Below are 13606 nucleotides of genomic sequence, written 5' to 3' on the forward strand. Positions count from 1 at the left end.
ATGCCGACAGCCCGCTCCCCCGACATCACGGCCTCGCACGAGCTGGGGACCCCGATGCCGCCGCCGGGCCCGCCCTTCGGGCGGACGACGGGGATTTGGCGGCAGGAGCTAGCGCTGTGGGGGCCCGGCCTGCTCGCCGTGGCGCAGAGGTGTGAGCTGCTCGATGTCGTAGCGCCGGCGCAGGTCCTCGATCGCCTGGTGGTCCGGCGGCCCCCCGCTCCCCAGGATCTCCAGCAGCTCCTCGAAGTACCGCTCGTGATCGGGCGGGGGAGAGGCCTGGAAGAACATCTTCGCGGATTCGTCCGTCGGGTTGGCGAAGGCGTGCGGGCAGCCGGGGGGTACGACGATGACCGTTCCGGGAGTCGCCCGTACCACGCGGCTGCCCGAACTCGACTCCCACTTCTGCCAGTTGTCGGGAGTCCGGACACGCGGCTCGAAGGCGAGGACGTCCAGCTCGCCCTCGAGCACATAGAACAACTCCTCACTGCGCGTGTGCACATGGGCACCGACGTCGAAGCCCGGCGGGACCTCCACCTCGAAGGTGGAGGCCATCCGCGAGTGCGTGCCGGTCACCTTGAACGTCACGCGCTGGGCGGGTGTTTGCACCACGCGGCCGTGGCCCGGTGGCACGAGCAGTCCTTCGGACCGCGCCGCCTCCTGGGGCTCCGGTACCGCCAGTCCTTCGGTCGTCGTCATGGGCAGCTCACCACGTCACGGGAAGGGCCTCGGGCCCGCGGATCAACGCGCCCTTCCTGAAGGGCACCTGGTCGGATGGCACGGCCAGCCTCAGTCCGGGCAGCCGGTCCAGCAGCGTGTCGACCAGCAGCTCGGACTCCAGCCGGGCGAGCTGGGCGCCCGGGCAGTAGTGCGGGCCGAAGCCGAACGACACATGGGGGTTCGGGGCGCGGGCGAAGTCGATCGTCTCCGGATCCGGGAAGACCTCCGGGTCGCGGTTCGCGGCCAGGTAGGAGACGTAGACCGGATCGCCCGCCCGGATCAGCACCCCCCGGATCACCACGTTCTCGGTGGCGATCCGGGACAGCCCGACGGCGTTGCGGTGCGGGATGTACCGCAGCAGTTCGTCGATGGCCTTCGGCCTGCTCTCCGGTTCCTCGCGCAGCCGTTCGACGAGATCGGGCCGGGTCATCAACAGGTAGAACATCTGTCCGCTGTTGTTGGTGACCGCCTCGCCGCCGATCTGCAGCAGCACCGCGAGCCCCACGGCCTCCTCGGGCGTCACCTCGCCACGGCCCACGGCGGCGCCGAGCAGTGAGGTGACGTCCTCGGCGGTACTTCCCTCGCGCCGCCCGACGAGGTCGGAGAAGTACGCGCCCATCTCGTTCTTCGCCTTCTCGCTGACCTCCCTGCCGTACGAGGAGGACAGGATGCGCTGGGTCCAGTCGTGCATGCTGTGCCGGTCGGCCGCCGGGACGCCCATCAGCTCGCAGATCACCGCGATGGGGAAGGGCCCGAGGACCGCCGCCGTCAGGTCGGCGGGCGGACCGTCCCTGACGAGCTCGTCGACCAGTTCGCCGAGCATGTCCCTGGCCTTCTCGCGGACCCGTTCCACTCCCTTCGCGGTGAACGCGGGGGCGACCGCGCGGCGCAGCCGGGTCTGGTCCGGCGGATCCAGGAAGCCGACTGCGCCACGCGTCGGGATGAAGTGCGGGGCGAGCCGGGTGACCGGGTGGTCCATGACCGCCTCGCGGCTGAACCGGGGGTCGTTGGTCACCGTGCGCACGTCGTCGTACCGGGTGAGCAGCCAGGCCCAGCCCTCCCCGTTGGGCAGTTCGATACGGGTGACCGGGCTCTCGCGCATCAGCTCGGTCAGCACCGGATCGAAGTTCACCCCGGTCAGGTCGACCGCCGGCCAGTGCCGGACGGGGGGCTGGATCCCGGAGCGCGTCTCGTCGATCATCGCGCCTCTTCAGTTCGGGTGGACCCAGCGGCCCACCGTCATCTCGGCGGTGATGCCGGGGCCGAACCCGGCGAGCAGCCCGCGCGCCCGGTCCTCGGCACCGCCCTCCTCGAAGAGCCGGCGCAGCGCGTCCAGCACGACGGCGCTGGCGATGTTGCCGTACTCGGTGAGTGTGGCCCGGCTGAACCGGAACGCGTGCGGGTCGACCTGCAGGAACTTGCTGAGGTCGTCGAGTATTCGGGGCCCGCCCGCGTGGATGATGTAGAAGTCCAGGTCGGCCGCGTCCCAGCCGTGAGTACCGGCCAGGTCCTGGAGCGCCGGGGCGAGCGGCTCCATGGTCGTGGGGACCCGCTTGTCCAGCAGGAAGTGGAACCCGGTCTCCCGGACGTCGTACGCGATCCAGTCCTCCGTCTTCGGGATCAGGTACGAGCCGTTGCGCTCCAGCCTGACGCCCGTGCCGCCGCGTCCGCGGACCACGGCCGCCGCGATGCCGTCGCCGAACAGGCCGTTGGAGAGCAGCGAGCCGACGCCGAGGTCGGTGGGCTGGTAGCACAGCGAGCAGAACTCGCAGGCCACGATCAGCGCGTTGGCCTCCGGGTAGGCCGTGCAGAAGTCGTGCGCCCGGTTGATGGCCGCACCGCCGGCCGCGCAGCCCAGCTGGGCTATCGGGAGCTGCCGGGTGGTGCTGGGGAAGTCCATCTCGTTGATGAGCCACGCGGTCAGCGAGGGCATCATGAAGCCCGTGCACGACACGTAGATGATGACATCCACGTCCGAGGTGAGGAGTTCCGCGTCGTCCAGCGCCCGCTGGATCACCGCCGGCACGCGGGCCTTGGCCTCGGCCTCGTACAGCTTGTTGCGCTCCTGGAAGCCGGGGTGCTTGAGGGTCTCCTCGATGGGCTGCACGATGTGCCGGGTGCGGACGCCCGTGTTCTCGATCAGCCGGAGGGCCAGCGGGAGCTGGGGGTGGTCCGCGTGGTGCTCGCGCGCCAGGTCCAGCGTCTCCTCCATCGTGATCACGTGTTCTGGTACGGACACCGAGGGTCTGCACAAAGTAGCCATGAGCCGTCCCTGCTTTCGCCGTCCGGAGGGCCTTCGCCCCCCGGTCAGAAGGTGGTCCACCCAGGTTCACCCGACGGGGCGACGATCTCTCGCCGGATTACTCCGAACCGGGGACGGCGGGTAAGGGGCGGATCAGTGCCCGGACGACCCAACGGATGACCCGATGCCCCCCACAGCCGCCGAACTTCTGGCCGTCACGACCCGCGGACTCGCCCCGGATCCGCAGGCCAACCCACTCGTCCCGCTGATCGCGGACGGTGCGGCGAGCCGCGGGACGCCGGCCGCCCTCGCCCTGGAGCAGCGCTGGGTGACCGCCGCCGACCACCGGTCCTTCCTGCATCTGGCGCAACGCTCGGCCGAACAGCCGCAGACGGCCGCCCTCTTCGGCTTCCTCGCCGAGGGGGAGGAGCTGGCGGGCGCCCGTCTCCCGGCGTTCGCCGCGGCCTGCGGTCTCGACGAGGGACGGATCCGCTCCCACGACCCCTGCCGGGCTGCCAGGCCTACCCCGCCTGTGTCGCCTGGCTCGCGCTCAACGGCTCACCGTCCGAAACGGTCCTCGCCCTGACGGCCAACTTCGCGGCGTGGGGCGGCTGTTGCGCGCGGATCGGGGATGCCCTGCGGCGCCACTACGGCTTCCCGGACGAGGCCTGGCCTTCTTCGGCTTCTTCGCCGAACCGTCACCGGAGCTGGACCGGAGGGCGACGGCGGCGGTCCGGGCCGCCCTGGACGTGGGAGGCCTGGAGGAGAAACTCGCACACACCTACGGAGGTCTGCTCCAGCCCTACGAGGCGGTGTTCCGGGACACGCTCGCCGCCCTGTCCTGAAGCGGCCTACGGCGCCCCGCTGCTGTGCGCGATGCACGCCACGTCGATCCGGTCGGCCAGCTTCGCGAGCTCGATCGTCAGCGCGGCCACGGTGTCCTCGTCGAGCCCCTCCTGCCCGGCCTCGACAAGGTGCAGCCACCTGCCGCCCACCGTGCGGAGCAGCTTGCTCACGTCGGACGCGGCCACCTGCAAGGTACCGCGGTCGTCGACGATCAGAGGCAGAGTCACTTCGCGGTTCACAATCGGGATCGTAGCCGCGGAACCGTCACGCACCCTGCCAAACAGTGGTGATGTTGCAGAACTCGCGGATCCCGTGCCCGGACAGCTCACGCCCGTACCCGGAGCGCTTCACACCACCGAACGGAAACGCCGGATGCGACGCGGTCATCCCGTTGAAGTACACGGCCCCCGCCTCCAGATCCCGTACGAACCGGTCGACCTCGGCCTCGTCCCGCGTCCACACGTTCGAACTCAGCCCGAACGGCGAGTCGTTGGCGATCAGCACGGCCTCGTCCAGGTCACCGGCCCGGTACAGCGTGGCGACCGGCCCGAACGCCTCCTCGCGGTGGATCCGCATCCCGCGGGTGATACCGGCCAGGACGGTCGGCGGGTAGTACCAGCCGGGCCAGTCCGGGCGCCGGCCGCCGCACAGCACGGACGCCCCGCTGCGCCTGGCGTCGTCGACCAGCTCCTCCAGGTCGGCCCGTCCCTGCTCGCTGGAGAGCGGTCCGACCTCGGTGTCGTCCTGCATCGGGTCGCCGACCTTGAGGGCCTTCATGCCCTCGACGAAGCGCTCCGCGAAGGCGTCGTACACGTCCGTGTGCACGATGAACCGCTTGGCGGCGATGCAGGACTGACCGTTGTTCTGCACCCGCGCGGTCACCGCGACCCGGGCCGCCCGGTCGATGTCGGCCGACGGCATGACGACGAACGGGTCGCTGCCGCCCAGCTCCAGCACCGTCTTCTTGATCATCTCCCCGGCGGTGGAGGCGACCGCCCGGCCCGCCGGCTCGCTGCCGGTGAGGGTCGCCGCGCGCACGCGCTCGTCCCGCAGGACGTCGTCGACCGCGCCCGCGCCGATCAGCAGAGTCTGGAAGCAGCCCTCGGTGAAGCCCGCGCGATGGAAGAGGTCCTCCAGATAGAGGGCGGTCTGCGGAACGTTGGAGGCGTGCTTGAGCAGCCCCACGTTGCCCGCCATCAGGGCCGGCGCCGCGAAGCGGATCACCTGCCACAGCGGAAAGTTCCACGGCATCACGGCGAGCACCGGCCCGAGCGGCCGGTAGCGCACCCGGACCCGGGAGGCCCCGGAGTCCTTCACGTCGGACTCGGCGGGCTCCTCGTCCGCGAGCAGCGCCTCGGCGTGCTCCGCGTACCAGCGCATCGCCTTGGTGCACTTGGCGGCCTCCGCACGGGCCTGGGAGATCGGCTTGCCCATCTCGATGGTCATGATCCGCGCGATCTCCTCCTGGTCCCGCTCCAGGTGATCGGCGGCCTGGAGGAGGAGACGCCCACGGTCGACGAAGCGGCTCATCCGGTACGTGCGGAACGTGGCCTCCGCGAGCTGGAGCCGGCGCTCGATCTCCTCCTCGCCCATGGCCTCGTACGTCTCGAGCGTCTCGCCGTTCGCCGGGTTGACCGTTGCGATGGGCATGGCTGACCTCCCTGGGAGCGGGCTTGCTTCGACCTTCCCGCGCGGTGGTGACCGCCGCAACGCGTGTGTCCGCTACTCGGCCGAGTGCTCCGCCAACCGGTCCAGGAAGGCGGCCTGCGCCCGGATGATCAGCGCGTGTGCCCGGTCCAGGCCGAACCACTCCACCCGGTCCAGCTCGGGGAACTCCTGGACCCGCCCCGACCGCGGCGGCCACTCCATCGTGAACGTGCCCGGATCGACCGTCTCCGGGTCCAGGTCCGCCTCGACCGCCCACGCCGTGACGATCTTGCCGTTGGTCTGCCGGACCTCGCCGAGCGCTACGGCCTCCCCGTCGGGCGGCGGCAGTCCGAGTTCCTCCCGGAATTCCCGGCGGGCCGCGTCCCAGGCGGTCTCACCGGGCTCGTACTCACCCTTGGGGACCGTCCACGCCCCCGCGTCCTTCTTCGCGAAGAAGGGGCCGCCCATGTGGCCGAGCAGCACCTCCAGACCGTCTTCGGTGTGCCGGAACAGCAGCAGTCCGGCGCTCCGCTTCTCCTTCAAGGCCTCACCTCCGGGTGGGCGGCCAGCAGTGTCTGCACGGTGTCGGCCTCCTCCGGCCGCTTGTCCTCCCGGTAGCGGACCACGCGCGCGAAGCGCAGCGTGACGCCCGCCGGGTAACGGGAGGAGCGCTGCAGTCCGTCGTAGGCGATCTCGACGACGAGTTCGGGGCGTACGGTCAGCACCCAGCCGTCGTCCTCGACGGCGAGTTCCCAAAGCCGCTCGGTCTGCCAGGTGAGCATCGCGTCGGTCAGGCCCTTGAAGGTCTTGCCGAGCATGGCGAAGGTCCCGTCCGGGTTGCGGGCGCCCAGGTGGAGGTTGGAGAGCTTGCCGGTGCGGCGGCCGTGGCCCCGTTCGGCGGCCAGGACGACCAGGTCGAGGGTGTGCACGGGCTTGACCTTCAGCCAGGAGGCGCCGCGTCTGCCCGCGCTGTAGGCGGCGTCCAGGGCCTTGACCACCACCCCCTCGTGGCCGCGGCCGAGGGCCGTGGCGAGGAACTCCTCCGCCTCCGGCACGTCCTCGGGGCCGGACACCAGGGTCCGCCGCACCCGCATCGGCTCGGGCACCAGTCGCGCCAGTTCCACGTGCCGCTGCGCGAACGGCAGGTCGAGCAGCTGGCGGTCGCCGACCGCGAGCATGTCGAAGAAGACCGGGGAGACCGGGATCTCCCGGGCGGCCCTCGACACGTCCACGCGTGACCCCACCCGGCCCGCGGTCTCCTGGAAGGTGCGGGGCCGGCCGTCCGCGCCGAAGGAGATCACCTCGCCGTCCAGGACGAACCGCTCGCCCCTCAGCTCCAGGACGGCGGCGGTCACTTCGGGCAGCCGGTCGGTGATGTCCTCGAGGGTGCGGGTGTGGATCCGTACCGTGTCGCCGTCCCGGTGGACCTGCACCCGGATGCCGTCCAGCTTCTCCTCGACCGCGCACGAGCCCAGCTTCCCCACCGCCTGCGCCACCGAGGAGGCGGTCTGCGCCAGCATCGGCTGGACCGGGCGGCCGACCGTGAGCCGGAACCGGTCGAGGGCCGCCGGGCCGTCGGCCAGCAGGGCCTGGGCCACCGCCTGCAGCGAACCGGCGAGCATCACCGCCCGCCGCACGTCCGCCGCGTCCGCGCCGGTCGCCTCGGCGAGCCCGTCCACGGCCAGGGCGTCCAGGGCACCCTGGCGCACCTCGCCGGTGAGCAGACCGGACAGGAAGCGCTGCTCGTCCTCGGTGGCCGCCTCCATCAACTCGCCGACCAGCCGGGTTCGCTCCGCCTGTGAGCCGGGCCCGGCGACCTTGCCGAGCTCGGTGAGCCGGGCGTCGACCTCACGGACCGTGAGCGAGGGCTCCGCGGCCGGAGGGACCCGGCGGCTCAGCACCTTCCAGCCGATGCCGAGCCGCCCCTGCGGCAGCCGTCCCGCGAGATACGGGATCACGATCGGCACGTCGTCCGCCTCCGCGTCCCGGAACAGCTCCGCGAGCAGGGCGGTCTTCCGGGACCGCGCCGCGGTGGCGGCGACCTGCCGGGACACATGGGCGAGCCGGGTCAGCAGCATGCAGCCATGGTGCTACGCGGGCCCCGGGACTACACCCGCACCGACGCGTCGAGATCGGCGAAGAGCAGCTCCCCGTTGATCGCGGCGCCCGCCCGGTAGCCCCGGCTGGCCGCGTTCACCACCTGCTCGGCGAAACCGCTCGCGTTGCCCGCCGCCCACAGGCCGGGGACGGTCGTCAGACCCCGCTCGTCGATCACCGGGTACGTGCCGAACGGCGTCTCGCGCATCTCGGCGCCCAGCCGGGCCAGGAGATCCGTGCGCGGTACGGCGCGCGGCGCCACGAACAGCACCTCGCGCTCGTACGCCGTCCCGTCCGCGCGCCGGACCCCGGTGAGCCGGTCCTCCTCGACGAGCACCTCCGTTACCTCCCCCGGCACCACGGTGACCCCGGCCACCGCCAGCCTGCGCCGGTCGTCGTCCGTGAGCTCCTCGTCGGCGACCCGGTGCAGGAAGAGGGTCACGTCCTTGGACCACTGGGTCACCATCAGCGCCTGGTGGACGCTCATCGCGGTGGTGGCGAGCACGCCGAACGCCCGGTCGCGCACCTCCCAGCCGTGGCAGTAGGGGCAGTGCAGCACATCGCGGCCGTAGCGCCCGGCGAGGCCCGCGACCGCCGGGAGCTCGTCCTTCAGGCCGGTGGCCACGACCAGCTGCCGGGCGCGTACGGTCCGGCCGCTGGCGAGCAGCACGGTGAAGCCGTCGTCCCCGGTCACGTCGACGGCCCGGTCCCGGACCAGCTCGACGCCGTACCGCGCGATCTCCTCGCGGCCCACGGCGAGGAACTCCTGCGGCGGCATGCCGTCCCGTGACAGGTAGCCCTGCATGTGTGCGGCGGCCGCGTTGCGCGGCTCGCCCGCGTCGACGACCAGCGTGCGGCGCCGGGCCCGGCCCAGTACCAGTGCGGCGGACAGACCCGCCGCGCCGCCCCCGATGACGACGACCTCGTACCTCTCCGTGCCCTCGGCGCTCCCGCCGTGCTCGCGGTTCCCGGCGTTCCCGGTGTGCTCGGTCATGGGTGACCACCTCCACCGAGAAGGTGACCTGGGCGCTGCCGGATTGACAAACATGTTTGCCGAATCTGCAATACGGTCATGAGTACCGACGATGTTCTCGCGGGTGTGGGACCGAGGCTGCGGCGGATCCGGAAGGAGCGGGAGGTGACCCTCGCGGCGCTGTCCGAGGCGACCGGCATCTCCGTCAGCACGCTCTCCCGGCTGGAGTCCGGACTGCGCAGACCCAGCCTGGAACTGCTGCTGCCGATCGCGCAGGCCCACCAGGTGCCGCTGGACGAACTGGTCGGCGCCCCGCCGGTCGGCGATCCGCGGGTGAGGGCCGAGCCGATCGTGCGGCACGGGCGCACCCACTGGCCGCTCACCCGCCAGCCCGGCGGCCTCCAGGCGTTCAAGGTGCTGGAGCCGCAGCGCAGGGAGGAGCCCGATCCCCGGTCCCATGAGGGGTACGAATGGCTCTATGTCCTGTCGGGGCGGCTGCGGGTCGTGCTCCAGGAACACGACGTGGTGCTGACGGCGGGCGAGGCGGCCGAGTTCGACACCCGGGTGCCGCACTGGTTCGGATCGACGGGGGAGGGGCCGGTGGAGTTCCTGAGCCTGTTCGGGCCACAGGGTGAGCGGATGCACGTACGGGCGCGTCCGAAACGCGCGTGACGGACGCGACTGGTCCCCGGTAGTTCCCCGATGGGCAAGCGACCGCTTAGTATGCGACGGACCCCGGTCAGACGAAGCAGTCCCGTGGAGGCACCGCATGCAGGCATGGCAAGTGCACGAGAACGGCGAGCCGAGCGAGGTGATGCGGCTCCAGGAGGTGGAGCGGCCCACGCCCGCCGACGGCCAGGTTCTGCTGAAGGTGCGCGCCGCCAACATCAACTTCCCGGACGTGCTGATGTGCCGCGGCCACTACCAGGTGCGCCCGCCGCTGCCGTTCACTCCCGGGGTGGAGATCTGCGGTGAGACCGAGGACGGGCGCCGGGTCATCGCCAACCCCGCGCTGCCGTACGGCGGTTTCGCCGAGTACGCCGTCGCCGACGCCGCCGCGGTCCTGCCGGCGCCCGACTCGCTGGACGACGCGCAGGCCGCCGCACTGCACATCGGTTACCAGACGGGCTGGTTCGGCCTGCACCGCCGGGCCCGCCTCCAAGCGGGGGAGACGCTGCTGGTGCACGCCGCCGCCGGAGGGGTCGGCAGCGCGGCCGTGCAGCTCGGCAAGGCGGCCGGCGCCACGGTCGTCGGCGTCGTGGGCGGCACCGAGAAGGCGGCGGTCGCCCGTGAGCTCGGCTGCGACGTGGTGATCGACCGCAAGAGCGACGACGTGGTCGCCGCGGTGAAGGAGGCCACCGGCGGCCGCGGTGCCGACGTGATCTACGACCCGGTCGGCGGCGAGGCCTACACGCAGTCCGCCAAGGCCGTCGCCTTCGAGGGCCGGATCGTGGTCGTGGGCTTCGCCGGCGGCACCATCCCCAGCCCGGCGCTCAACCACGCGCTGGTGAAGAACTACTCGATCCTCGGCCTGCACTGGGGCCTGTACAACACCAAGAACCCGAAGCTGGTCCAGCACTGCCACGAACAGCTCACCGAGCTGGCCGCCCGCGGCGCGATCAGGCCGCTGGTGAGCGAGCGCGTGCCGCTGGACGGGGCCGCGGCCGCCGTGCAGCGGGTCGCCGACGGCGTCACCACCGGCCGGGTCGCCGTCGTACCGTCGCTGGAGAACGGAGCCGCCGCATGACCGACGAAGCCGAACTCAAGCGCCGTACGGCCGAGTTGCTGGCCGCCCACCCGCCGGCGGCCACCGACCGCCTGGACTTCCTGAGGGCGCGCTTCGACGCGGGGCTGGCCTGGGTGCACTACCCGGAGGGCCTCGGCGGCCTCGGTGCCCCGCGCTCCCTCCAGGCCGTCGTGGACACCGAACTGGAGACCGCGGGCGCTCCCGACAACGACCCTCGGCGCATCGGAATCGGTCTCGGCATGGCCGCGCCGACGATCCTGCGCTACGGCACCGAGGAGCAGAAGCGACGCTACCTCAGGCCCCTGTGGACGGGCGAGGAGGTCTGGTGCCAGCTGTTCAGCGAGCCGGGCGCCGGGTCCGACCTGGCCGCGCTCGGCACCCGCGCGGTCCGCGAGGGCGACGACTGGGTCGTCAACGGGCAGAAGGTGTGGACCTCAAGCGCGCACATCGCCCGCTGGGCCATCCTCATCGCCCGCACCGACCCGGACGTGCCCAAGCACGCCGGTATCACGTACTTCGTCTGCGACATGACCGACCCCGGCGTCGAGGTCCGGCCGCTGCGCCAGATCACCGGCGAGGCCGAGTTCAACGAGGTCTTCCTCACGGACGTCCGCATCCCCGACTCCCGCCGCCTCGGCGAGGTCGGCGACGGCTGGCGGGTCGCGCAGACCACCCTGAACAACGAACGCGTCGCCATCGGCGGCATGCGGCTGCCCCGCGAGGGCGGCATGATCGGCCCGGTCTCCAGGACCTGGCGCGAACGTCCGGAGCTGCGCACCCACGATCTGCACCAGCGGCTGCTCACGCTGTGGGTCGAGGCCGAGGTCGCCCGGCTCACCGGCGAACGCCTGCGCCAGCAGCTCGCCGTCGGCCAGCCCGGTCCCGAGGGTGCCGGCATGAAACTGGCCTTCGCCCGCCTCAACCAGGAGATCAGCGGCCTGGAGGTGGAACTCCGCGGCGAAGAGGGCCTGTTGTACGACGACTGGACCATGCGCCGCCCCGAACTGGTGGACTTCGTCGGCCGCGACGCCGGCTACCGCTACCTCCGCTCCAAGGGCAACAGCATCGAGGGCGGGACCAGCGAGGTCCTGCTGAACATCGTCGCCGAGCGCGTCCTGGGCCTGCCCGCCGAGCCGCGCACCGACAAGGACGTCGCGTGGAAGGACCTGTCCCGATGAGCACACAGCCGGATCTTCTCTACTCCGAGGAGGAGGAGGCGCTGCGCGCCGCCGTCCGCGACCTGCTCACGGACCACTGCGACGCGGCCGGTGTCATCGCCCGCACCGAGTCGGACGCCCCTCAGGACCTCGCCCTGTGGAAGGCGCTCGCCGACGGCATGGGCCTGGCCGGACTCCTGGTTCCGGAGGAACGGGGCGGTCAGGGCGCCTCGCATCGCGAAGCCGCCGTGGTCCTGGAGGAGTTGGGTCGCGCGGTGGCCCCCGTGCCGTATCTCACCAGCGCGGTCGTGGCCACCGAGGCCCTGCTGACCTGCGGAGACGAGGACCTGCTGGGCCGGCTCGCCGCGGGCCGGAGCATCGGCGCCCTTGCCGTCGCCCTGCACACCGCGCCGGGCGGCGCCGTCAGGACCGTGCGCGTCGAAGACGGCCGTCTGCACGGCGAGCTGACCGGGATCGCGGACGCGGCCGCGGCCGACGTACTGCTGGTACCGGGCGCCGACGGCGGGCTGTACGCGGTCGGCGCCGACGCCGTCACGATCACCCCGCAGACTTCCCTGGACCTGACGCGGCCGGTCGCCACCGTCACCCTCGACGGGGCCGCCGGACGCCGCCTGGGCGAGGCGGAACCCGCCGTACGACGGGCCCTGCGGGCCGGGGCCGGGCTGCTGGCCTCCGAGCAACTCGGCGTGGCGGAATGGGCTTTGACCGAGACGGTCCGGTATCTGAAGGAGCGCAAGCAGTTCAACCGGCAGGTCGGCGGCTTCCAGGCGCTCAAGCACCGGCTCGCCCAGCTCTGGCTGGAGGTCGTCAGCCTCCGCGCCGCCGCGCGGAATGCCGCCGACGCGCTGTCCACCGGCGAGGACACCGACATCGCGGTGGCCGTCGCCCAGGCCTGTGCGTCGGGCGTCGCCGTGCACGCCGCCGAGGAGGCGCTCCAGCTCCACGCCGGTATCGGCATGACCTGGGAGCACCCGATCCACCTGTACCTCAAGCGTGCCAAGGCCGACTCCATCGCCTACGGCACGGCGGGCGCCCACCGTGAGGCACTGGCCGGACTGGTCGACCTCCAGGCACCCTGACCGCACCACCGAGAGGCCCCCCCAGCTGGGCGGGGCTCTTGGGGTACATGAGGCCTTCCTGAACGCCCGCCGCACGGCCTGAGGCCTGCCGTCCGGCACCCCACGAGCACAGACACCACTCGATCGGAGGACACGTCAGCCGCCCGGACGAAGCCTCCGCTACGCCACACTTGCGGCCGAACGCCGCGAAATGGGCGTGGCGGAGGAGGTTGGCGATGGCCGTTTCCATCTCTGTGGTGCTGCTGCTCCTGATCCTGGCCGTGGTCTTCATGCGCAACGGCGCGCTGAAGATCTCCCACGCCCTGGTCTGCATGCTGCTCGGCTTCTACCTGGCCAGCACGAGCGTGGCGCCCACCATCAGCAGCGGGCTCACCGCGACCGCGGACCTCGTCAGCAGCCTGCGGCCGTAGCCTGCGGGCCCGGTCCGTCAGGGTGTCGAGAAGACCCCGATGCCGTTCGGCACGGGGCGCTCCGCCCCTTCGGTGGGGTGGTTGCGGACCGACACGGCACTCGCGCCCGGCGCGCGGGCGACCAGTGTCGACGAGCCGCCGCCGTCCAGGCTGAAGGCGTCGGCCGAGCCCAGCTTCCGCATCTGCGCGGCGACTTCGGAGATCGTCAGGCCCCTGCGGTAGGCGGCCGCCCCGTTCAGCGCGAACAGCAGCAGCCGTCGTCCGCCGGCCGTGAAGCCCACGGCGGTGCGCACGGCCGAGGTGACGTCGTCGAGGCCGGGCAGCGGCCGCCCGTGGCGCAGGACCGGGAAGCCGCCGAGGGCGAAGCGGTACGGGACTCCGGACGCGGACGCCACCAGCCGGGCCCGTACGGACACCCGCTCGCCCGGGGACAGCTTCCGCAGCCACCGCGCGCCCGCCTCCCGGCCCACCAGGACCGTGGTGCCCACGGCGATGGGCCCGCTGCCCGGGGTGTCGGAGACCGACACGACGCGGCCGTCGCGGACCGTCACCTCGTGGGTGTCCGTGCTGCACTGATCATGGCGCCGTGTGTCGGTGAGTCACGTCTGTCGCTCCCGCGTTAAATTGACGGGGAGAGCAGTGTGGGCGCCGTCGGAGCCAACAGGCTGGG

General features: G+C 72.1%; 15 protein-coding genes and 1 pseudogene. 7 read left to right on the top strand and 9 right to left on the bottom strand.

Going from position 1 to position 13606, the window contains the following annotated elements:
• Positions 1-108: 108 nt before the first annotated feature.
• Genes ACFW2E_RS25855 through ACFW2E_RS25865 form a run of 3 tightly spaced genes read right to left on the bottom strand, consistent with a single transcriptional unit; the run spans position 109 to position 2980 of the window.
• Positions 109-696 (bottom strand): cupin domain-containing protein, encoded by a 588-nt coding sequence (locus ACFW2E_RS25855; protein WP_384469461.1) that lies wholly within the window; start codon positions 694-696, stop codon positions 109-111.
• 7 nt (positions 697-703) lie between these two features.
• Positions 704-1918: a cytochrome P450 gene (locus ACFW2E_RS25860; protein WP_384469462.1), complete on the bottom strand. Its 1215-nt coding sequence runs from the start codon at positions 1916-1918 to the stop codon at positions 704-706.
• Positions 1919-1927: 9 nt separating this feature from the next.
• Complete coding sequence (locus tag ACFW2E_RS25865) at positions 1928-2980, bottom strand: type III polyketide synthase (protein ID WP_384469463.1); 1053 nt, start codon at positions 2978-2980, stop codon at positions 1928-1930.
• 163 nt (positions 2981-3143) lie between these two features.
• On the opposite strand from ACFW2E_RS25865, the gene ACFW2E_RS25870 reads away from it, so the two are divergent.
• On the top strand, positions 3144-3545 hold the full coding sequence (locus ACFW2E_RS25870; protein ID WP_384469464.1) for a hypothetical protein: 402 nt from the start codon (positions 3144-3146) through the stop codon (positions 3543-3545).
• A gap of 16 nt (positions 3546-3561) precedes the next feature.
• The gene (locus tag ACFW2E_RS25875) at positions 3562-3804 is read left to right on the top strand and encodes a hypothetical protein (protein WP_384469465.1); all 243 of its coding nucleotides are present in this window, start codon (positions 3562-3564) and stop codon (positions 3802-3804) included.
• Between the two features lie 6 nt (positions 3805-3810).
• Here the strand turns inward: ACFW2E_RS25875 and ACFW2E_RS25880 are convergent, their stop codons facing one another.
• From ACFW2E_RS25880 to ACFW2E_RS25900, 5 genes are all read right to left on the bottom strand, one after another.
• The gene (locus ACFW2E_RS25880; RefSeq protein WP_384469466.1) at positions 3811-4044 is read right to left on the bottom strand and encodes a DUF6213 family protein; all 234 of its coding nucleotides are present in this window, start codon (positions 4042-4044) and stop codon (positions 3811-3813) included.
• Positions 4045-4069: 25 nt separating this feature from the next.
• Complete coding sequence (locus ACFW2E_RS25885) at positions 4070-5455, bottom strand: NADP-dependent succinic semialdehyde dehydrogenase (protein ID WP_384469467.1); 1386 nt, start codon at positions 5453-5455, stop codon at positions 4070-4072.
• 72 nt (positions 5456-5527) lie between these two features.
• Positions 5528-5995: an NUDIX domain-containing protein gene (locus ACFW2E_RS25890; protein ID WP_384469468.1), complete on the bottom strand. Its 468-nt coding sequence runs from the start codon at positions 5993-5995 to the stop codon at positions 5528-5530.
• Entirely contained in the window at positions 5992-7530 is a 1539-nt protein-coding gene (locus ACFW2E_RS25895; protein WP_384469469.1) for an ATP-dependent DNA ligase, read from the bottom strand. Before ACFW2E_RS25895 ends, ACFW2E_RS25890 begins: the two co-directional genes overlap by 4 nt.
• 29 nt (positions 7531-7559) lie before the next feature.
• Entirely contained in the window at positions 7560-8543 is a 984-nt protein-coding gene (locus tag ACFW2E_RS25900; protein ID WP_384469470.1) for an NAD(P)/FAD-dependent oxidoreductase, read from the bottom strand.
• Between the two features lie 78 nt (positions 8544-8621).
• Here ACFW2E_RS25900 and ACFW2E_RS25905 point away from each other — a divergent pair, with 78 nt between their 5' ends.
• From ACFW2E_RS25905 to ACFW2E_RS25925, 5 genes are all read left to right on the top strand, one after another.
• Positions 8622-9194: a helix-turn-helix domain-containing protein gene (locus ACFW2E_RS25905; RefSeq protein WP_384469471.1), complete on the top strand. Its 573-nt coding sequence runs from the start codon at positions 8622-8624 to the stop codon at positions 9192-9194.
• Positions 9195-9291: 97 nt separating this feature from the next.
• The gene (locus ACFW2E_RS25910; RefSeq protein ID WP_384469472.1) at positions 9292-10269 is read left to right on the top strand and encodes an NADPH:quinone oxidoreductase family protein; all 978 of its coding nucleotides are present in this window, start codon (positions 9292-9294) and stop codon (positions 10267-10269) included.
• A complete protein-coding gene (locus ACFW2E_RS25915; RefSeq protein ID WP_384469473.1) occupies positions 10266-11447 on the top strand; it encodes an acyl-CoA dehydrogenase family protein in 1182 nt (393 codons plus the stop codon). Before ACFW2E_RS25910 ends, ACFW2E_RS25915 begins: the two co-directional genes overlap by 4 nt.
• The gene (locus ACFW2E_RS25920) at positions 11444-12526 is read left to right on the top strand and encodes an acyl-CoA dehydrogenase family protein (protein ID WP_384469474.1); all 1083 of its coding nucleotides are present in this window, start codon (positions 11444-11446) and stop codon (positions 12524-12526) included. Before ACFW2E_RS25915 ends, ACFW2E_RS25920 begins: the two co-directional genes overlap by 4 nt.
• A gap of 215 nt (positions 12527-12741) precedes the next feature.
• Positions 12742-12936, top strand: a complete 195-nt coding sequence (locus tag ACFW2E_RS25925) for a hypothetical protein (protein ID WP_384469475.1) — start codon at positions 12742-12744, stop codon at positions 12934-12936.
• Positions 12937-12953: 17 nt separating this feature from the next.
• On the opposite strand, the pseudogene ACFW2E_RS25930 reads toward ACFW2E_RS25925, so the two are convergent.
• A pseudogene (locus ACFW2E_RS25930) lies at positions 12954-13606 on the bottom strand (phosphodiester glycosidase family protein); the annotation flags it as partial.

The organism is Streptomyces sp. NPDC058964 (assembly GCF_042741275.1).
GTDB lineage: Bacteria > Actinomycetota > Actinomycetes > Streptomycetales > Streptomycetaceae > Streptomyces.